Annotated in this window: 17 protein-coding genes; all 17 read left to right on the top strand. The window is 57.1% G+C overall.

The window, feature by feature from the left end:
- Window positions 1–104: 104 nt before the first annotated feature.
- The 17 genes from KQI82_RS10310 (at window position 105) to KQI82_RS10235 (ending at window position 19,844) form a co-directional block, all read left to right on the top strand.
- Window positions 105–1,751, top strand: coding sequence for a putative bifunctional diguanylate cyclase/phosphodiesterase (locus KQI82_RS10310; RefSeq protein ID WP_420908105.1), 1,647 nt, complete (start codon window positions 105–107; stop codon window positions 1,749–1,751).
- A gap of 46 nt (window positions 1,752–1,797) precedes the next feature.
- Window positions 1,798–1,950: a hypothetical protein gene (locus KQI82_RS10305; protein WP_216632671.1), complete on the top strand. Its 153-nt coding sequence runs from the start codon at window positions 1,798–1,800 to the stop codon at window positions 1,948–1,950.
- Window positions 1,950–6,572 carry a PAS domain-containing protein gene (locus tag KQI82_RS10300; RefSeq protein WP_241426691.1) on the top strand — a complete coding sequence of 1,541 codons (4,623 nt, stop codon included), beginning with the start codon at window positions 1,950–1,952 and terminating at the stop codon, window positions 6,570–6,572. Before KQI82_RS10305 ends, KQI82_RS10300 begins: the two co-directional genes overlap by 1 nt.
- Before the next feature lie 64 nt (window positions 6,573–6,636).
- Window positions 6,637–9,267 (top strand): hybrid sensor histidine kinase/response regulator, encoded by a 2,631-nt coding sequence (locus tag KQI82_RS10295; RefSeq protein ID WP_216632670.1) that lies wholly within the window; start codon window positions 6,637–6,639, stop codon window positions 9,265–9,267.
- Window positions 9,268–9,424: 157 nt separating this feature from the next.
- Window positions 9,425–10,078, top strand: coding sequence for a site-2 protease family protein (locus KQI82_RS10290; RefSeq protein ID WP_216632669.1), 654 nt, complete (start codon window positions 9,425–9,427; stop codon window positions 10,076–10,078).
- A gap of 9 nt (window positions 10,079–10,087) precedes the next feature.
- Window positions 10,088–10,879 (top strand): segregation and condensation protein A, encoded by a 792-nt coding sequence (locus KQI82_RS10285; RefSeq protein ID WP_216632668.1) that lies wholly within the window; start codon window positions 10,088–10,090, stop codon window positions 10,877–10,879.
- A gap of 5 nt (window positions 10,880–10,884) precedes the next feature.
- Complete coding sequence (gene scpB, locus KQI82_RS10280; RefSeq protein WP_216633689.1) at window positions 10,885–11,460, top strand: SMC-Scp complex subunit ScpB; 576 nt, start codon at window positions 10,885–10,887, stop codon at window positions 11,458–11,460.
- 15 nt (window positions 11,461–11,475) lie between these two features.
- Complete coding sequence (locus KQI82_RS10275; RefSeq protein ID WP_216632667.1) at window positions 11,476–12,117, top strand: DUF2953 domain-containing protein; 642 nt, start codon at window positions 11,476–11,478, stop codon at window positions 12,115–12,117.
- A 16-nt stretch (window positions 12,118–12,133) separates the two neighbouring features.
- Window positions 12,134–12,526, top strand: coding sequence for a GerW family sporulation protein (gene ytfJ / locus KQI82_RS10270; RefSeq protein WP_216632666.1), 393 nt, complete (start codon window positions 12,134–12,136; stop codon window positions 12,524–12,526).
- Between the two features lie 42 nt (window positions 12,527–12,568).
- Window positions 12,569–13,663 carry a D-alanyl-D-alanine carboxypeptidase family protein gene (locus KQI82_RS10265; RefSeq protein ID WP_216632665.1) on the top strand — a complete coding sequence of 365 codons (1,095 nt, stop codon included), beginning with the start codon at window positions 12,569–12,571 and terminating at the stop codon, window positions 13,661–13,663.
- Between the two features lie 9 nt (window positions 13,664–13,672).
- Window positions 13,673–14,386 carry a pseudouridine synthase gene (locus KQI82_RS10260; RefSeq protein WP_216632664.1) on the top strand — a complete coding sequence of 238 codons (714 nt, stop codon included), beginning with the start codon at window positions 13,673–13,675 and terminating at the stop codon, window positions 14,384–14,386.
- Window positions 14,387–14,526: 140 nt separating this feature from the next.
- Window positions 14,527–14,796, top strand: coding sequence for a MurR/RpiR family transcriptional regulator (locus KQI82_RS15970; protein ID WP_478213751.1), 270 nt, complete (start codon window positions 14,527–14,529; stop codon window positions 14,794–14,796).
- 26 nt (window positions 14,797–14,822) lie between these two features.
- Complete coding sequence (locus tag KQI82_RS10255) at window positions 14,823–15,383, top strand: MurR/RpiR family transcriptional regulator (protein ID WP_478213750.1); 561 nt, start codon at window positions 14,823–14,825, stop codon at window positions 15,381–15,383.
- On the top strand, window positions 15,376–16,611 hold the full coding sequence (locus KQI82_RS10250; protein WP_216632663.1) for a BaiN/RdsA family NAD(P)/FAD-dependent oxidoreductase: 1,236 nt from the start codon (window positions 15,376–15,378) through the stop codon (window positions 16,609–16,611). The genes KQI82_RS10255 and KQI82_RS10250 overlap by 8 nt, the downstream gene beginning before the upstream one ends.
- A gap of 1 nt (window position 16,612) precedes the next feature.
- On the top strand, window positions 16,613–17,299 hold the full coding sequence (cmk, locus tag KQI82_RS10245; protein WP_216632662.1) for a (d)CMP kinase: 687 nt from the start codon (window positions 16,613–16,615) through the stop codon (window positions 17,297–17,299).
- The gene (locus KQI82_RS10240) at window positions 17,296–17,886 is read left to right on the top strand and encodes a lysophospholipid acyltransferase family protein (protein ID WP_216632661.1); all 591 of its coding nucleotides are present in this window, start codon (window positions 17,296–17,298) and stop codon (window positions 17,884–17,886) included. Before cmk ends, KQI82_RS10240 begins: the two co-directional genes overlap by 4 nt.
- The gene (locus tag KQI82_RS10235; protein WP_216632660.1) at window positions 17,883–19,844 is read left to right on the top strand and encodes a bifunctional 4-hydroxy-3-methylbut-2-enyl diphosphate reductase/30S ribosomal protein S1; all 1,962 of its coding nucleotides are present in this window, start codon (window positions 17,883–17,885) and stop codon (window positions 19,842–19,844) included. Before KQI82_RS10240 ends, KQI82_RS10235 begins: the two co-directional genes overlap by 4 nt.
- The last annotated feature ends 56 nt before the right edge of the window (window positions 19,845–19,900 follow it).

Genomic DNA, 19,900 nt, shown 5'->3' with positions numbered 1-19,900 from the left:
AGGGGACGCATATGCGTGCAGAAGGCGCCAGTCGTGTCACATCGCAAGCTTTGTTCAAAGAGGTGGATACAGTGAATCTGACTGCAAAAAGAAGAGTTTTAGTGGTGGAAGATAATGCGCTGAACCGCGGCCTCCTGTGTGCGATATTGACCCCGCATTATGAGGTGGTGGAGGCGGAAAACGGTCTGGAGGCCCTGAACCGGCTGCGGCAGGATGCCGGCAGCTTTTCCCTTGTCCTGCTGGATATCGTCATGCCCGTTATGGACGGATATGAATTTCTGAGAGTGGTCAGGGACGACCCGGAGCTTTCCCCCATTCCGGTGATCGTCACCACGCAAAACGACGGGGAGTCGGAAGAAGTGGAGGCCCTGTCCTGCGGCGCCGCTGATTTTGTGGCCAAACCGTACAAAACGCAGATCATCCTGCACCGGGTCGCGAATATCATCCATTTACGGGAAACAGCCGCCCTTGTCAATGAATTTCAGTACGACCGGCTCACCGGACTCTACAGCAAGGCCTTTTTTTGCCGGCAGGTGAAGGAGCTTCTGCTCCAGAACCCGGACAGGAAGTACGATATCATCTGCTCGGACATTGTCAATTTCAAGCTGGTCAATGATATATTTGGAGCCTCCGCAGGGGACCGGCTCCTGAAGACGATAGGGCAAAACTATATGGACAATACACGGGACAGAGGGATCTGCGGACATTTTCTTGCGGACCGCTTTGCCTGCATCATTGAGCACAACTGGGAGTACACGGAGGACATGTTCCAGGAGGCCTGCGCACGGATCAACGCCCAGTCCCAGACACGGAATATTGTGATGAAATGGGGCGTCTACCGCGTGGAGGACCGGGATGTCCCGGTAGAGCAGATGTGTGACCGCGCCATCCTGGCCGCCCGCAGCATTAAGGGGCAGTACAAAAAGTATTTTGCCTATTATGACGATGTGCTCCGCAGCAAACTGCTCCAGGAGCAGAAGATTGTGGACAGCATGGAGTCCGCCCTGGCGGACGGGGAGTTTGAAATTTACCTCCAGCCAAAATACAGGATCAGGGACAGGCGAATGGTGGGCGCCGAGGCGCTGGTCCGCTGGAACCACCCGGAATGGGGATTGCAGTCCCCCGCGGTGTTTATCCCTCTTTTCGAGCGCAACGGGTTTATCACCAGGCTGGACCAATCTGTCTGGGATCAGGCATGCGCCGTTTTACAGGACTGGAAGAAACAGGGGCTGCCGGACCTGCCCATCTCGGTGAATGTGTCCCGGGCGGACATCTATCATATGGATTTGACCGATACTTTATCGGGACTCATGCGCAGGTACGGACTGAACCCTTCCAGCCTCCACCTGGAAATCACAGAGAGCGCCTATACCGAAAACCCCCAGCAGATCATTGACACGGTGAGCCATCTGCGGGAGCTGGGCTACATCGTTGAGATGGACGATTTTGGGAGCGGCTACTCATCTTTGCACATGCTCTGCAAAATGCCGGTCGATATTTTAAAATTGGACATGAAGTTCATCCAGAGCGAGCCGGCGACACTGGTCAATCAGGAAATCATGCGCTTTATCATCAATCTTGCCCACCTGATGTCGCTGGATGTGGTGGCGGAGGGCGTCGAAACGGCGGAACAGCTGGACCGCCTGCGTGAGATCGGCTGTGAATACGTTCAGGGATATTATCTTGCAAAGCCGATGCCGGTGAAAGAGTTCGAACAGCTTATAAAAAAGGAAAGCTGTGATATGCGGTAGCGGCGGACTCAGGACGTGTTTCCTTTGGAAAGAAGGGTTACATAAAATGTATCGATTGGCGGAGAGAACGGATGACCGCGGGGTGGATCATACCGTCACGATGGAAGGCTTTCCGTGGAACGAGGCCATGTACCTGTGGATTTTGAACATGCTGTCTGAGGAAGCAGGCCTGCGGCAGCGCAAGGAGGGCGGGAAATAATGGCAGAGGATCACCTTTCCATGGAGCAGCTGAGCGCTGTACTGGATAACGTGCCGGCGGCTGTTTTTGTCAGTGCGGTGAATGATCGGCGGCTGCTCTATTTCAACAGGCTGGCGCGGGAGATGTTCCCGCAGACAGGCAGAGCCGCCGCAGCCTGCTATACGGTTGCCGGCTTTGAGGAGGTCTGCCCCTTTTGCCGCAGTGGGAAGATGAGCCGGTCTGAGCTGCTGGTCCGGGAATACCATCATCCTGTCGACCATCGTATTTACCAGCTCAGTGGGAAGCTCATCGACTGGGCAGGGGAAGAGGCCCATATTGAATACATCCTGGACATTACGGAGCGCAAGCGGGAAGAGGAAGCGCTCAAGCGCTCAGAGCGGGAGATGTCCGAGACATTTGACAGCATCTCCTGCGGATTGTGCATTTACCAGATCAGGGGAAGCAACATTTCTCCTCTCTTTCACAACAGGGCCTTTTATGAACTCATGGGGTATTCCGAAGAGAACATCCGGCAGGTGGAGCAGGCGACAAACTATCTCAACGTACATCCGGAGGATGTGGAGCCCCTGAGGCAGAAGCTGAACGTCCTTTTTGAAAAGGACGGGATCATGCGGGATACCTACCGCCTGTGGAATGACAGGGAACAGGAATACCGATGGATCCATCTTGAAGGGACCCTTCAAACCCGCACAGATGGACGGAAGCTGCTCTACGGCGTCTACAGTGACGTCAGTGAACAGGAGCGGCTGAAAAAAGAGCTGACGAGCGCCAATGACAAGATGGAGGATATCATCAACGCTATCCCCGGAGGCGTTGCGATCTACAAGGTTTCGGATATTTTTAAAACGGTCTATTTTTCGGATGGAGTTGCGGAACTGTCAGGATATACCGTGGAGGAGTACCGTGAGCTCATCAGAGAGGACGCGGCCAGGCTGACCTATCCGGAGGACAGCGCCATGGTGGTGGAAAAGCTCCGTGAGGCGATCCGGAACCATACGGTGGCGGACTTCAAGTTCCGCAAGCAGCACCGGGACGGGCACGTGGTCTGGGTCCATATCCAGGCGCGGCAGATCGGTGAGGAGGACGGATTTCCCCTGCTTCAGTGCGTATTCCACAACATCTCCGCATTGGAAAAAACCCAGCGGGAGCTGGACCACCTGATCAACTCTATTCCAGGAGGGATCGTCAGCTACCGTGTGGAGAACGGACAGTTTATCCCTGTCTTTTTTACCGATGGAACTGCGGAGCTTGCCGGATTTTCACGGGAGGAGTATGAAAAGCAATGCCCCAGCGACGCGCTGGAGTTCATTTATGAGCAGGACCGGCCGCGGGTGAGAGCGGCGGCTCTGGCCGCTGTGGAAAGCGGGGAGGTACTGGATATTTCTTACCGGACGCGCCACAAAAACGGCAATCTGGTCTGGATACATCTCAACGGACGGAGAATAGGGCCGGTTTCCAAGTCCTCTCAGTTCTACGCGGTTTTGACCAATATGCTTTCGGACGTGAGTACGCTCACCAATGAGAAGGCGGACGGAGTCTACGTCGTCGATCGGGATACCTATGAACTGCTCTATGTCAATGAATCCAAGAAACTTGCCGTGAGCGGGGATGTCCGTGTCGGAAGCACCTGCCACGCGGCCATTCATGGCCTTGGCGCTCCCTGCGGCTTCTGCCCCCTGAGAACCTATGGCCCGGATGAACAGGAGCACGAGATCACAGTGGAAAATACGGGTCTTGTATACACAGCCCGTGTCAAAGAGAGCGTCTGGAACGGTATTCCTGCCTACATCATGTTCCTGCGGGATGTGACCGAGGAGGTACATGCACGCCAGGAAAAAGAGCGGATGGAGCTGTATTTCCAGACGCTGGTCAGAAATCTGCCCGGCGGGATCGCGGTGCTCCGCTGCACGCGGTCGGGCGGCATGACGCCGGAATACATTTCGGAGGGGTTTGCTTCGCTGCTTCAGATGACGGTAAAAGAAGCGGAAGAGTTGTACCGGAAAAACGCTTTTGCGGGCATCCATCCGGATGACGTTGAGAACTGCCGGGCAAGAATTGAGGCGTTTTTCCAAAGTGGGGAGGAGCACTGCGAGCTTTCACCGCGGTTCAAGCGGAGCGACGGAAGCTATGTATGGATTCGAGTCCATATCTCCCTGCCAAAGGGACCGGATGGGATTCAGCGGCTCTACTGCGTCTATACGGACATCAATCAGCTGGTGGCCGAAAAAGAGCAGATGGCCCGGCAGTATGAGGAGCTGATCCTCCAGCATTACCGCACGCCGGGTCCTGACACGTTGGTTCTCGGCCACTGCAATATCACACAGAATCGGATTTTGGATATCCAGGATTTCACTGAATCCGGGCTTTTGGAGATATTCGGCCGGGAAAGGGAGGCCTTTTTTACCGGAATCGCCGGGCTGATCGTGAACGAGGAGGAGCGGCAGGCTTTCCTGGGCACTTATCTAAACGCGCCGTCCTTGAATGCGTTTGCACGGGGCGACACGGAGCGGATTCAGAGGAGCTTTATCCAACTTCCCCGGGAGTCCAAGGGCCGCTATGCGGAAATTCAGATGAATATGGTAGAGACGCCAGACACCGGAGATATCACCGGGATCTTGTCGGTGACCGAGGTGACCGATCAGGCTATTTCCGAGCAAATTCTCCGCCGGCTGTCAGTCACCAGCCACGACTATGTGATCGACCTCGATCTGAACAGGGATTTCTATGTCGTTTTGACCTGCAATGAAAATGCCAGCCTCCTGCCTGCGCCAGAGGGATGCCACAGCGAACGGGTTGCGTTTATGGCAGGCTCCGTGGTGGTGCCGAAGGACCGTGAGGTATACGCCAGAGCAATGGACCCGGATGAAATGATGCGGCGCCTGCGGGAAAGCGGCACATATACGGTCGCCTACTCTGTGGAGGACGAAAGCGGCGCCATCCGGACAAAGAATATGACCATTTCTGCCATCGACCTGCGCCTGGGACGGGTTTCCCTGGTATGCACCGACATCACCAGCTCCGTGAGGGAACAGCAAAATCTTTTGAGCATGCTGGCCTATACCTTTGAACTGGCGGGTATGATCGACATCAGGGACAACAGCTTTGTCATGTATACCCGGGAAATGATCCTTGAAAACCTGCCGCCCTTTGTTAGCGACGACTATTGCGTGACGCAGGTGGGGTTCGCAAAAGCCTATGTGGAGGAGAGCCGGGCGGATGCGCGCAGGCAGTTCAGCCTGAAAACCATGCTGAAAAGGCTGGACGAGACGCCTTCCGGCTATGAATTTGTCCTGCCTTTCCGGGAAAAGGGACAGGAAGAGCTGCGGTATAAGCAGATCAACGTGCTGTGGGGGGACCGGGGCCACGAAACCATCTGCATGGTGCGGGCGGATGTGACCGAGGCATTGGCGGCGGAGTTGCAGGCCAAGAGCGCACTGGAAAAGGCGCTGGCCTCCGCCAAAGAGGCAAATCAGGCAAAAAGCGATTTTCTCTCCTCCATGAGCCACGATATCCGCACGCCGATGAACGCCATTATGGGGATGACGGCACTGGCGCCGGCCCACCTGGACGACCGGGTCTGGATGGAGGACTGCCTCCAGAAAATTTCCATTTCCTCCAAGCACCTGCTCAGCCTCATCAACGACGTGCTGGATATGAGCCGGATTGAGCGGGGGCAGCTTACCCTGAATCCGGTGCCCCTTTCTATTTCCGAGCTGACGGAGCATCTGTCCGCCATGATGGAGCCCCAGGCGGAGAAGGCCGGAATTATGTTTTCTGTCTCTACGCGGGATATTTCCCATCCCGTTTTCCGCGGGGATTCCCTGCGCATCGACCAGACGCTGATCAACCTTTTGAGTAATGCAATGAAATTTACGCCTGAGGGCGGCCGGGTGGAGCTTCTTGTGGAAGAGATACCGCCGGTTGTTGAAGGGGCGGTCCGCTATCGATTCACAATCAGCGATACGGGAATCGGGATGTCGGAACAATTCCTTCAGGTCATCTTTGACCCCTTTGCCCGGGACGGCAGCGCGGCGCGCATTGAGGGCACGGGATTGGGTCTGAGCATTGTCCATGGGCTGGTTGAGCTGATGGGAGGCCGGATTTCTGTAAAGAGCAAGCCTGGAGAAGGTTCCACCTTCCGGGTAGAGATAGAGTTTGAAGCCGCTTCGGAGCAGGATGGCTCTCCCCTGGACACGCGCGGCGCTGCCGAACACAATGGGGACGCCCTCTTTTGCGGCCGCCGGTTTTTGGTGGCGGAGGACAATGCCCTCAACGCGGAGATCCTCTTTGAAATTCTTCAGGGGTTTGGGGCGAAGCTTGTCGTGGAGCCGGACGGCGCACAGGCGGTACGGGCGTTCCGGGCCGCAGCGCAGGGATACTATGACGCGATTTTGATGGATATCCAGATGCCGAACATGAATGGATACGAGGCGTCCCGCGCCATCCGCGCCATGGAGCGGCCTGACGCAAAAGCAATCCCGATCATCGCCCTGACAGCCAACGCCTTTGCGGAAGATATCCAGGCCGCGGCTGATGCGGGCATGACCGCCCATGTGTCAAAGCCGATCGATGTGGCTGTGCTCCAGGCGACGCTTGGCAGGGCTCTGGGCAATGAAAACTGAAAAAAGAAAAACGTGGTCATCCGGGGTAGTCGGCGTATGGCCGGAAAACAAGGAGTTAAGACAGATGCAGAAGGCTGTGAAAGACAGGAAGGGCTCTGTGGGGCGGAGTCAGCAGATGAGCGTGATCAGTACGGCGGTCCTCATTTTGCTGATGCTGTGCTACTTGGCCATGACCATCAGCAATTCCACCAATTTGGCGGCACAGACGGAGATCATATCCAACCACCCCTTTGAGGTGGTGATTTCCGCCGGCGACGTCAAGCTCTATGTTTCGGAGATGAGTCTGCGCACCGGACGGCTGGTCCGCCATTTCAGCCTGGACGACGTGGAGTTTGCCAGAACCAGCCTGGAGGAGCTTGACCGACAGCTGAAAACCCCGGTGGCCCAAATTGAGGAGCTGTATCTGGGCGATGAGCGGGACGTGCGTGCGTTGGAAGAAACTCTGGCGCTTTTGCGGACGGAGCAGGCGGAGTATCTGGACTTTTGCGCCCGGCTGGATACCACGGCGGAGGATATTGAGGCGTATGCGCAGGAGCATCTGCAGCCGCTCTATGATGAGACCCTTCGCCAGACGGAAGAGATCATCTCCATCGCCCAGGCAAAAAAAGTGGGATATGGCGAGACCGCGGAAGCGCTGCGGCTTACCAACCTGATCGGCTCCACTGTACTGATGGGCCTGATGGTGGTTGTGCTGCTGGTCTCTCAGTATGTGCTTCACCGTCAACGGGAAGAACTCCTCTACCGCAGCAAGCTTTTTGATAACCTCTCGCTGAGCATCGACGACGCATTTATCATCCGTGACGCCAATACAAACAAGATCAGCTATCGCGGGCTGAATCTGGAGCGGGTCCTTGGCATGCAGATTGAGAAGGTGGAAGACCTCTACCAGGGCCTGAAGGAGGAAGACGCCCAGGCGTTCCGTGATGGGGCCGCCGATCCCAGGTTCGCGTCACCTCTTGAAAAGCTTGTGGAATACACAAAGCCCAATCGGGAGAAGCGCTGGATGCTGATTCGCATCTACCGGATGGAAGATCTGAACACCAGGCAGCTGATTACCGTGTTTTCCGACCGCACGGAGGAGGTCCGTTCGCGTCAGGTTTTGCAGGAGGCTATGCTGACCGCAGAACGCGCCAATACGGCAAAGAGCGAATTTCTCTCCCGGATGAGCCATGAGATCAGGACGCCTCTGAACGCCATCATCGGCATGACCACCATTGCGGCGGCCTCGGTCAAGGATTCCGCCAGGGTGGAGGACTGCCTCTCCAAAATCACTTTTTCCTCCAAGCACCTGCTGATGCTGATCAATGACGTGCTGGACATGTCCAAGATTGAAAGCAGCAAAATGGTGCTGCAAAACGAGCCTTTTGATATTTTTGAGGCTGTCAATGGATTTGTGTCCACCGTTTACGCCCAGGCCAAGGGGAAGGGGATCGAGTTCACGGAGACCATGGAGGGCTTTGGGGAGGACGCTGTCTTTATCGGAGATTCCCTGAGGCTCAACCAAATTCTTCTGAATCTCAGTTCCAACGCGGTCAAGTTCACCGCCCCGGGCGGCAGCATCCGTCTGGAGGTCTCCCAGCACAGGAACGGGGCCACAGTCGACGTACTGCGGTTTGTCCTTTCCGACACCGGAATCGGCATGACGAAGGAGGCTCTTGAAAAGATTTTTCAGCCCTTTGAACAGGCTGACGCGTCCATCGCAAAGCGTTTTGGCGGAACGGGGCTGGGCATGTCCATCACCCGAAACCTTGTTACATTGATGGGCGGCCAGATTCAGGTGGAGAGCGAACCCGGTGTGGGAACCACCTGTATTGTGGACCTGCCGTTCCAAAAGGGGACAGAGAGCAGCGTAGCGGAGCCTGATTTTGGACAGGAGGGGCTGCGTGCGCTGATCGTGGACGACGAGCGGCAGGTCTGTGAACAGACGGCAGTTTTGTTGGAAAAGATCAAGATCGGCGCCGACTGGTGCCTGTCCGGCGCGGAAGCCGTAGACCGGGTGAAGAAGACCCACCGGGAGGGACGGGATATTGACCTCTGCCTTGTTGACTGGAAAATGCCGGATATGGACGGTGTGGAGGTGACGCGCCGCATCCGCCGGGAGGTTGGAAACGGTGTCCCCATTGTGATGATTTCGGCCTACGATATCTCAGAGGTGGAGGAGGAAGCGCGGGCGGCGGGCGTCAACGGATTCCTCCCCAAACCGCTCTACCGATCCTCCGTCTACGCCACCATCAAAGAGGCGCTGGAATACAAGGGGCGGCCTTCTGCCTACAGGGAGGAGAAGTCCGGCGGAAAATCCCTGGACGGCGTCCGTCTGCTGGTGGCGGAGGACAATGCCCTCAACCAGGAGATTGCGGCGACGCTGCTGCGTATGAACGGGGCCTCGGTGGACTGTGTGGAAAACGGCCAGCAGGCTCTGGATACCTTCCTTGCATCAAGTCCCGGCGACTATGACGCGATTTTGATGGATGTACAGATGCCGGTGATGGACGGTTACGAGGCCACAAGGCGCATCCGCGTATCCGATCATCCGCTTGCCCTCACGATCCCTATCATCGCAACAACGGCCAACGCATTCAGCGACGATATCTCCGCCGCGCTGGCGGCCGGGATGGACGCCCATGTGAGCAAGCCGCTGGATATGGCACAGCTTTGCAAAATACTTACAGAGTGTATCCACAGGTCCGAGCACTGAAAAAATCGCATTGCAGTTTCTGCAATGCGATTTTTCCTGCGTCAGCTGCCGCTTTTTGGCGCTGGCACTGCGGCTTTTATCTTGTCATAAGCCGCTTTTTCTGCTATACTGATTTTTATAATTTGGGTAATTTTGACCTTTGAAGGAGCTGTGCCGGTTGCACTACATCGAAAATTTGATCCAATCCATTGATTTGAGCAGTTTACAGGCTATATTGCTGCGCATTGTCTCCATATTTCTCTGTCTCACCATCCACGAAACATGCCACGGCCTGGCGGCTTATGCCCTTGGCGACCCTACGGCCAAGTCCATGCACCGCCTTTCGCTGAATCCGCTGCGCCACATCGACTGGTTTGGACTGCTGATGATGTTTGTCTGCGGCTTTGGCTGGGCAAAGGCGGTGCCGGTAGACCCCCGGTATTTTCGAAAGCCAAAACAGGGGATGGCTTTCACGGCTTTGGCGGGACCGGCGTCCAATTTTGCTCTGGCCTTTTCTCTGATGTTGGGCGCCAGTGCCATCTACTATCACGCACCCTATTCCGGCCTTTGGGACACGCTGTTTGAATTCCTGATGAGCACGGCGGTTTTGTCCATTGGCCTGGGAATTTTCAACATAATTCCCATCCCGCCCCTGGATGGCTCCAAGGTGTTGGGCGCGCTTTTGCCGGATCAGGCCTATTTTACCCTGATGCGGTATGAGCGCTATGGGATGCTGGTGCTGATCCTGCTGTCCTTCACCAATATCGGCGGAGGTCTGGTCTCTGATGCGATTTTTTCAGTCTACTGGCTCTTTGTGAGACTGCTCTTCTGAGGTGACGTGTTGGATAATCCGATTTATAAACTGGAAAAAATCGTGCGGGCGAAAAGCGAGGAATCCATGCAGGATTTCGAGGGCCCTCTGGATTTGATCCTCTACTTATTGGGTAAAAATAAAATTGAGATTCAGGACATCTCCATCTCTCTGATTCTGGACCAGTATCTGGCGTACCTTGAGGCGCGCCAGAGCATGGACTTGGAGGTGGCCAGCGAATTTGTCACCATGGCGTCCCATCTGATGTTCATCAAGACCCGGATGCTTCTCTCCATTGAGGACGAAGAGGCCCAGAGTGAGATGGACGCGCTGATCAAGTCCCTGGAAGAGCGCCGGCGCAACGACAACTACCTGAAGGTGAAGGCGGTTGCGGAGCATCTTGGCCCCATGGGGGAATTCGGGCGGAATATTCTGACCCGGAATCCGGAGCCTGTGGAGCGGGGGAAGATCTATGAATACGACCAGGAGAAGGCGGATCTGATCCTTGCCATGCAGGAGATACTGAACCGTTCGGAGCGGAACGCGCCTCCAAGCGCGGCGGCGTTCAGTTCCATTGTGCGCCACGAGCCCTATCCCGTGGAGTCCAAGGCCAGGGAGATTCTGAACCGGCTGAAGCTCAGCGGCGTCACCCGGTTTTTGCTGCTGTTCCGCGGAAACAGGAGCAGAAGTGAAGTAGTGGCCACCTTTTTGGCGGTGCTGGAGCTATGCCGCTCAAAGGTGATCCGTCTGGCCGGCTCTGAGACGGACTGCACCGTCGCGCCGGAAAAGGACGACCTGGCGGCGCAGGATGGAAGAGGATGAAAAACATGGAAATGAAAGAGATAGAATCCGCCATTGAGGGCATCCTATTTGCATCGGGAGAACCGGTTCACATTGACCGGATTTGCCTGGCGCTGGAGATGGACCGTCCCACGGTGGAAATGGTGCTGCAAAAGTTGGGGGATTACTATGCCTTTGAGCGCAGAGGAATTCGCATGCTGCGCCTGGAGGACAGTTACCAGCTCTGTTCGGCTCCGGACTACGCGGACCTGATCCGTAAGGCCTTTGAAATCCGAAAGCCCGCCAAGCTGAGCCAGCCCGCGTTGGAGGTTTTGACCATCATCGCCTACTATCAGCCCACCACCCGGGCCTATGTGGATCAAATCCGCGGCGTGGACAGCTCCTATACCATTGGCCTGCTGCTGGAGCGCAGGCTGATTGAGGAATGCGGCAGGCTGCAGGTACCCGGCCGCCCCCACCTGTACCGCACGACGAAGAACTTTCTGAGGGTATTCCATCTGAGCTCCTTAGAGGAATTGCCTGAACTGCCGGGACTGTCCATGGAGGGGCAGATGCGTCTTTCCGAGACCGGAGCGGTGATCGATCCGGAGCAGGAGGAGTAACGTGGAGGTGACCGCTTGATCTGGCTCTACATCTTAGGCGCCCTGCTGGCGCTGTTCCTGTTGATCTGCCTGATCCGCATCGGCGTCACCATAGCCTTTGAAGAGCGTGTGACACTGGATATCCAGGTGGGTCTCATCCGGATTCACGTGGACCCGGCCGGCCCGAAAAAAGCGAAAAAACAAAAGAAGCCAAAAGAGAAAAAAGAAGTCACGGCAAAAGATGTGGAGCGCCTGGCCGGCAAACTGCCAAAGCCCACGCTCTTGGAGCTTAAGGAGGCCGCGGCCTATTTTAAGCCGGTTTTGCAGCGCACGCTGGGCCGTACCAGGCGCAGCGTGCGGATTCACCCCCTGACGCTCTCAGTGACCCTGGGGGCTGCGGAGGACCCGGCCAACATGGCCCAGATCTACGGCTATGCCAACGCCGGGATGTGGACGTTCATGCCCTGGCTGGAGCATCTGCTGGTGATTCCGGATCCCCGGATCCACCTTGGGCTTGACTTTGACAGCGCAAAGACAGTGATCCGGGGAAGGCTTGGCGTGTCCATCCTGATAGGCGACGTATTTTTGATCGGACTGGGCGCCGGGCTTCCGGCCCTGAAGTGGTTTTTACAGTTTAGAAAAAGGCACAAAGCGGATAAAACAGAACAAGCGGTATAGAAAGGATGCGACTGAAATGGATGAGAAAAAAAATCCTTTGAACGACCTGATGAACTCTACCATGGATAAGGTGAGCCAGATGGTGGACACCAATACCATCGTGGGCGAGCCCATCTCCACGCCCGACGGCGTGACGCTGATCCCCATTTCCAAGGTGACCTTCGGCTTTGGAAGCGGAGGCGGTGACTACGGCAAGACCCAGCCCAAGGAAAACTTTGGCGGCGGCAGCGCCGCAGGCGTTAAAATCGACCCGGTGGCCTTTCTGGTCATTAAGGACGGAACCACCCGCGTACTGCCTGTGGCGGTTCCTCCGGTGGGCACGGTTGACCGAATTGTGGAGATGGTGCCCGACGTCCTGGACCGGGTTGAAAAATATTTCGACAAAAAGAAGGAAAAAGAGATCGACTAAAGGGGTATACTACACTCATCCTATAAAGCAGGTGAGTGTAACATGCCGACCATTCGACGCGTTTTTTCCTTTCTCTTTGCTGTTTTATTGTTAAGTGTTATGACTTGTCGAGCCAGTGCTGTCAGCACTTCCGCCACGTCCTCCATCTTGTTGGACGCCGGGAGCGGGCGTGTTTTGTATGAGCACAATGCAGACAAGCAGATGCTGATCGCCAGTACCACCAAGATCATGACCGCCCTTGTTGCCATTGAGAACGGGGATCTGGATCAGGTGGTGACGGTCAAGCGCACCTACACGCTGGTGGAGGGCTCTTCCATGTATCTGAAGGAAGGGGAGAAGCTGACGCTGGAGACGCTGCTCTACGGACTGATGCTGTGCTCGGGAAACGACGCGGCGCTGGCCGTGGCGGACGCTGTGGGCGGCAGTGATTTCATCGACATGATGAATGACAAGGCGGAGGAGTTGGGCATGAGCTCCACCTCCTTTGCCAATCCCAATGGGCTGGACGATGAGAAGCACTACTCCACCGCCCGGGATATGGCGATATTGGCCGCGGAGGCAATGAAAAACCAGACCTTTGTCCGGATCGCCTCCACCAAAAGCGTTTCGATCGGCGGCCGGTTGATGAGCAACCACAATAAGCTGCTCAACATGGTAGATGGATGCCTTGGACTGAAAACCGGCTACACCAAGGCCGCGGGCCGCACGCTGGTCAGCTGCGTGCAGCGCCACGGTCAGATGCTGGTGGCTGTGACGCTTCAGGACGGCAACGACTGGGCGGACCACGCCGCGCTCTATGACTACGGATTTTCCACCTACCCCGCCTCCACGCAGGTAACGGCGGGGGAGCGCGTGGGAGTGGTCGGTGTAACCGGGGGGACCGTTTCCCGCGTGCCGCTGGCGGCGGCGGATACGTTTTCCTATCCGCTGGCGCAGGGGGAGAAGCTGCGCACCGAGACGGACTTCCCGGAGGAGGTCTCCGCACCTCTCTATGCTGGCACCCCCTTAGGCGAGATTCGCTTTTACCTGGGTGAGCAGGAGGTAGGCTGCGTGGAACTGGTTTGCGGGCAGGACGTGGAGCTGGATTTCCCGGAGCCGGTCAGCTTCCTGCACCGGATATTCTCCTTTTTACCATAGGAGGGTCATTTGGAAGAGAGAGTACAAAAGATCATCGCCGCCTCGGGACTCTGTTCCCGGCGGGCGGCGGAACAGCTGCTGGAGAGCGGCCGGGTTTTCGTGGATGGGCATGTGGCCCGTCTGGGGGAGAAGGCCGATCCGGATCGTGCTGAAATCACTGTGGACGGCAGGCCCATTTCGAAGAATGTGCCTGCTGTCTACATTATGCTGAATAAGCCCAGGGGGTATGTGACCACTTTGTCGGATGAAAAGGGCCGCCCTGTGGTGACGGACCTGCTCAAGGGACTGGACGGTGTGCGGGTCTTTCCTGTGGGCCGGCTGGATATGGACTCGGAGGGGTTGCTGCTGCTGACCAATGACGGAGAACTGATGCAGAAGTTGCTGCATCCAAGTCATGAGATTCAAAAGACCTATTTTGTCTCTGTCTATGGGGATATCTCCGGCGTCGACCGCCGTCTTTCCGCATTGAAGGAAGTGAACGGAGAAGCCATCCGGCCGGCGCAGGTGGAGATTCTCCGCAGCGGCGGACGGGCGGCGGACCTGCTGATCACTATTCACGAGGGGAAAAACCGGCAGATCCGGAAAATGTGCGGCAGCTGCGGCCTGATGGTGAAGCGGCTCCGCCGTATCCGGGAGCACACGCTGGAGTTGGGCCGGCTCCCGGCGGGGCAGTGGCGGTATCTGACTGAATCGGAACTTGCAAAACTCCGGGACCATGCATGAAAATTTAAGAAACTTGCAAAATTGAGTTTAAAAAGAGAAAACCTTGTGGTATACTACCATTGCATGCTGTGCCTGTAAAGCACATGGCTGCGGCGTGCTTTAGAATGATTTGTACGATTAAGAGGCAGGTGAGGATTCCCATGGCTAAAAGCGTCCTACATACCATTGAGAGCAACATGAGTACCTTTTCCAAGGGACAGAAACTGATTGCGAACTACATCCTGGAAAATTACGACACAGCCGCCTTCATGACAGCCAGCAAGTTGGGCAAGATGGTGCATGTCAGCGAATCCACTGTGGTGCGTTTTGCATCCGAGCTGGGTTATGACGGCTATCCCAGTATGCAGCGGGCTCTGCAGGAGATGATCCGCAGCAAATTGACCTCGCTGCAGCATCCAACGACCAGCTGACGGGGCAGGATGTGCTGACGGCCGTCATGCAGTCCGATATGGAGACCATCCGCATGGCCATTGAAGAGGTAGACCGCAATGAGCTGGCCCGGGTGGTGGACAAGCTTACCCACGCCCGGCACATCTATATCCTGGGCGTCCGCTCCTCCTCCTTCCTGGCGGGTTATCTGAACTTTTATCTGCATCTTCTCTTTGAGAACGTGACGCTGGTGCAGAGCAACGCGGCTGGAGAGATTTTCGAGCAGCTGTTCCGCATCGGGCCAGGTGACGTGATCATCGGCATCAGCTTTCCACGCTACTCCAAGGTCACTCTGAACACCATCAAGTTTGCCGCCGACCGGGGCGCGGACGTGGTTGCCATTACGGACAGCGAGTTATCGCCCCTCTACCAGATGGCCGGCACCGCGCTGCTGGTCCGCAGCGAAATGATTTCCTTCATCGACTCCATGGCCGCGCCGCTGTCGCTGCTCAACGCGCTGATTGTGGACATCGGCGTTCAGATGAACCGGGATATTTCCAAGACCTTTGCTGAGTTGGAGGGCATCTGGGACGCCTACAGCGTGTTCGGAAAAATGGACGATGAATAAAAAGCTTGTGGTGGTGGGCGGCGGCGCCGCCGGTATGATGGCCGCCATCTGCGCGGCCCAGTCCGGCGCCGCTGTCACTGTGCTGGAGCCCAATGAACGGTTGGGCAAGAAGCTGAACATCACCGGAAAAGGACGCTGCAATGTGACCAATTGCGCCGGGCTGCAGGAGCTGCTGGCCAACGTGCCCCGCAACGGCAAGTTTTTGTACAGCGCGTTCAGCCGCTTTGACGGGCATGACGCCATGGCCTTTTTTGAGAGCCTGGGCGTGGCGCTGAAGGTGGAGCGGGGGAACCGGGTGTTTCCGGTTTCAGACCGGTCCTTCGACATCAGCGCCGCGCTGGAGCGCCGCATGAAGGCTCTCCGTGTGGCGGTTGTCCGGGACCGGGCTTCGTCCCTGCTGCTTTCAGACGGAGCTGTGCAGGGTGTTCGCGGCGAAAAGGGGGATTATCCCGGAGAGGCCGTAATTCTGGCCACCGGAGGCGTCTCATACCCCGCCACCGGCAGCACAGGGGACGGGTTCCGCATGGCGGCGGAGGCCGGACATACCATCACGCCTTTGCAGGGTTCCTTGGTGCCGCTTCAGGAGGCGGGAAACCTCTGCGCCGAGCTCCAGGGGCTGAGCCTGCGCAATGTGGCGCTGAGTGTCTTTGAAAACAACAAGCGGATCTATACGGATTTCGGCGAGATGCTGTTCACCCACTTTGGGGTGAGCGGCCCCCTTGTCCTGTCCGCATCCGCCCATATGCGTCACTGGGGCAAAAAGGCCTACCATCTGGAGGTCGATCTGAAGCCCGCGCTGGATGAGCAGCAGTTGGACAGGCGGCTGCTGTCGGACTTTGAAAAGCACTGCAACAGCGATTTCTGCAATGCTCTGGGGGACTTGCTGCCTCAGAAGCTGATTCCCATGATGGTAAAGTTTTCTGAAATCCCCGCCCATCAAAAAGTGCACGAGGTCACCCGGGAGCAGAGAAGGGGACTTTTGCAGCTTTTGAAGCATTTTCCCATTGTGGTTTCAGGACTGCGGCCGGTTGAGGACGCCATTGTGACATCAGGGGGTGTCAAGGTGAGGGAGATCGACCCAAAGACCATGGAATCAAAGATTGTAAAGGGATTATACTTTGCGGGAGAGATGATTGACGTGGACGCCTATACCGGCGGATTCAACCTACAGATCGCCTGGGCCACCGGCAAAGCCGCCGGGGAGGCCGCCGCAAATTGTGAGGGATAGCATGAGAATAACACGCAACCGCGCCATTGCCATCGACGGACCCTCCGGCGCCGGAAAAAGCACTCTGGCAAAGGCCCTGGCCCAGGAGCTGGGCTTTTTATATGTGGATACCGGCGCCATCTACCGCACAGTGGGGTATTTTGCCCGCAGCCGCGGCGTGGACACGAAGGAGGAAGCAGCCGTGAAAGCGCTGTTCCCGCACATCCGTCTGGACATGACCTACAGCCCGGACGGCCTTCAGCACATGATCCTCAACGGCGAGGACGTGACGGAGCACATCCGCCTGCCGGAGATTTCCCTCTGTGCCTCGGCGGTTTCGGCTCATCCCGCTGTCCGGGCCTTTTTGATGGAGATGCAGCGGGATATGGCCCGGCGCTATAATGTGATTATGGACGGACGGGACATCGGCACCGTGGTGCTGCCGGATGCGGACGTCAAAATCTTCCTGACCGCAGCGCCGGAGGCCCGGGCCCGCCGGCGCTGCCTGGAGCTTGAGCAGCGGGGAACGCCGGAGCCCTACGAAAAGGTGCTGCGGGAAATTGAGGAGCGGGACTATAACGACTCCCACCGTGCGGCGGCTCCGCTGCGGGCGGCGGAGGACGCGCTTACCGTGGACACCACCTATCTCACCTTTGACGAGAGCCGGGATGCGCTGCTCCGGCTGATTGAGGAGCGGATTGGACGATGAACGGATTCTTTCGGTTTGTCTGGCGGGTGTTTGGCCCCATCTTCCGCTTTTTCCAGCCGGTTTCCGTGGAGGGTCTGGAGAACCTGCCGCCCCACGGGGCCCTGCTGTGCCCGAACCACTCCAGCAACTGGGACCCGGTGCTGCTGGTGGTCTCCCTGCCCATCGATTACCGGCTGCACATCATGGCAAAGGACTCGCTGTTCCGCATCCCTGTGCTCAGCTGGGTCATCACCAAGTTGGGAGCCTTTCCCGTGGCCCGGGGAAATTCCGATCTGAATGCGGTAAAAACCGCCATACAGAGCATCAAATGCGGCGACAATCTGCTGATCTTCCCGGAGGGAACCCGGGTGGAGCGGGAAGGTGATGCCCCGGCCAAGGGCGGCGTGGCCGTGATCGGCATCCGCACCGGGGCCATCCTGGTGCCTGTTTTCGTGGATGGAAAAAAACGGATTTTCCGCAGAAGCCGAATCATCATCGGCCAGCCCTACCAGCCCTCCTACACAGGGCGGCACGGGACGGCGGAAGAGGTCCAGGCCATTGCCGATGAAGTGCTGCGCCGGTCCTACGCTTTGGGGAGATCGCAATGAATGTGATACTTGCCGAATCCGCCGGCTTTTGCTACGGCGTGGAGCGCGCGGTGCGCCTGGCCGCTCAGACGGCGGAAGAATGCGGCGGCTGTTGGATGCTTGGGGACATCATCCACAATGCAAGCGTGGTGGAGGAGCTGGAACGCCGGGGTGTCCGCAGGGCGGAAGGGGCGGAGGAGCTGTCCTGCGGCGATGTGGCTGTGATCCGCTCCCACGGAGAGTCCAAGGAGATTCTGGGCATGCTGGCCCAGCGGGGCGTCCGATGCGTCAACGCCACCTGCCCAAATGTGATGCGGATTCAGAATCTGGTGGCCCAGGCGGAGCAGGAGGGCCGTCAGACCGTTATCATCGGGGACCCGGAGCATCCTGAGGTCCGGGGCATTGCCAGCTGGTGCAGCGCGCCTTTGGTTTTTGACACTTCCGACGCGGTCATACGGTGGATTTCCGGACAAAAAAGCCCCTGCGGGATACCGGTTACCGTTGTTGCTCAAACCACGTGCATCCGTGAACTTTTTGAAACTTCCGCGAAAATCTTAAAAAACCAGTGTACAAATTTAAAAATATTTGATACAATATGCAATGCTACGCATAGACGTCAGTCGGAAGCGGCGGAAATCTCCGCCATGGTTGACGCGATGGTGGTAGTCGGCGACCGCAAAAGTGCCAACACCAAGCATCTGACAGAAATTTGCCAAGAGAGATGTCGGTCCGTCATTCAGGTCGAGAAGGCGGACGAGCTCTCGCCGGATTTTTTCCATGGTTGCTCTGTTGCGGGTCTTACGGCCGGCGCGTCCACGCCTGCGGGCATCATTAAGGAGGTATATGCAACCATGAGTGAAGAAATCAAAGCGGCTGAGGGGAAAGAAGAGTCCTTCGAGGAATTGCTGAATCAGTCTTTTAAAACTTTAAATACAGGAGAGAAGGTAACCGGCATTGTCACGGCCATCACTCCCACTGAGGTGCAGGTGGACGTGGGCGCTAAGCAGGCTGCTTATATCAAGCTGAGCGAACTGTCTGACGATCCCAATGCCAAGCCCGAGGACATCGTACATATCGGCGATGAAATCGAGACGTACATCGTGCGTGTCAATGACATCGAGGGATATGCCGAGCTCTCCAAAAAGCGTCTGGACACGGTCAAGGTGTGGGAGAACATCGAGAAGGCCGTGGAGGAGAAGACGATTCTTGAAGGCGTTGTCACCGAGGAGAACAAGGGCGGTATCGTGGTTTCCGTCAAGGGCGTCCGCGTATTCGTTCCCGCTTCCCAGAGCGGTCTGCCCCGCGGGGCTGAGCTGTCCGCGCTGCTCAAGCAGAAGGTGCAGCTGCGCATCACTGAGGTGAACCGCGCCCGCCGCCGCGTGGTCGGTTCCATCCGCGCCGTCCAGCAGGAGGCCCGTCAGGCCGCTGCCACGGCTGTGTGGGAGTCCATCGAGGTGGGCAAGCATTATACCGGCACCGTCAAGTCCATGACCTCTTACGGCGTCTTTGTGGACATCGGCGGCGTGGACGGCATGGTCCATATCTCCGAACTGAGCTGGAGCCGCATCAAGAACCCTGCGGAGGTGGTTTCTGTCGGCGACACCCTGGAGGTCTATGTCATCTCCTTTGACGCGGAAAAGAAGAAGATTTCCCTGGGCGTCAAGGATCGTACCTTGGATCCCTGGAAGCAGTTCATGGACACCTATCAGGTGGGCGACGTGGCGTCCGTCAAGATCGTCAAGCTGATGACCTTCGGTGCCTTTGCCGAGGTGGTTCCCGGTGTGGACGGCCTGATCCACATCTCCCAGATCGCCGACCGCCGCATCGACAAGCCCGGCGATGTGCTGAGCGAGGGCCAGGTGGTGGATGCCAAGGTCACCGCTGTGGATGAGGAGAAGCAGAAGATTTCCCTGTCCATCCGCGCCCTGCTGGAGCCCCAGTCCGTTCCCGCTGACGACGAGGAGAACGAGGCGGAATAACACAAGTTACAAAAAGAGGCAGATGAGTTTCGTCTGCCTCTTTTTTCTATGCGCGC

Source organism: Dysosmobacter acutus (assembly GCF_018919205.1).
Classification (GTDB): domain Bacteria; phylum Bacillota; class Clostridia; order Oscillospirales; family Oscillospiraceae; genus Oscillibacter; species Oscillibacter acutus.
Note: the sequence above shows the minus strand (reverse complement) of the source record. Positions and strands in the feature narration are given on the sequence as shown.

Bases quoted from the DNA above. Each gene is read 5' to 3' on its own strand.
- KQI82_RS10305 (WP_216632671.1), top strand. From the start codon at position 1,798: ATGTATCGATTGGCGGAGAGAACGGATGACCGCGGGGTGGATCATACC.
- KQI82_RS10300 (WP_241426691.1), top strand. From the start codon at position 1,950: ATGGCAGAGGATCACCTTTCCATGGAGCAGCTGAGCGCTGTACTGGAT.
- KQI82_RS10295 (WP_216632670.1), top strand. From the start codon at position 6,637: ATGCAGAAGGCTGTGAAAGACAGGAAGGGCTCTGTGGGGCGGAGTCAG.
- scpB (WP_216633689.1), top strand. From the start codon at position 10,885: ATGGAAATGAAAGAGATAGAATCCGCCATTGAGGGCATCCTATTTGCA.
- ytfJ (WP_216632666.1), top strand. From the start codon at position 12,134: ATGGATGAGAAAAAAAATCCTTTGAACGACCTGATGAACTCTACCATG.
- KQI82_RS10265 (WP_216632665.1), top strand. From the start codon at position 12,569: ATGCCGACCATTCGACGCGTTTTTTCCTTTCTCTTTGCTGTTTTATTG.
- KQI82_RS15970 (WP_478213751.1), top strand. From the start codon at position 14,527: ATGGCTAAAAGCGTCCTACATACCATTGAGAGCAACATGAGTACCTTT.
- KQI82_RS10255 (WP_478213750.1), top strand. From the start codon at position 14,823: ATGCAGTCCGATATGGAGACCATCCGCATGGCCATTGAAGAGGTAGAC.
- KQI82_RS10250 (WP_216632663.1), top strand. From the start codon at position 15,376: ATGAATAAAAAGCTTGTGGTGGTGGGCGGCGGCGCCGCCGGTATGATG.
- cmk (WP_216632662.1), top strand. From the start codon at position 16,613: ATGAGAATAACACGCAACCGCGCCATTGCCATCGACGGACCCTCCGGC.
- KQI82_RS10240 (WP_216632661.1), top strand. From the start codon at position 17,296: ATGAACGGATTCTTTCGGTTTGTCTGGCGGGTGTTTGGCCCCATCTTC.
- KQI82_RS10235 (WP_216632660.1), top strand. From the start codon at position 17,883: ATGAATGTGATACTTGCCGAATCCGCCGGCTTTTGCTACGGCGTGGAG.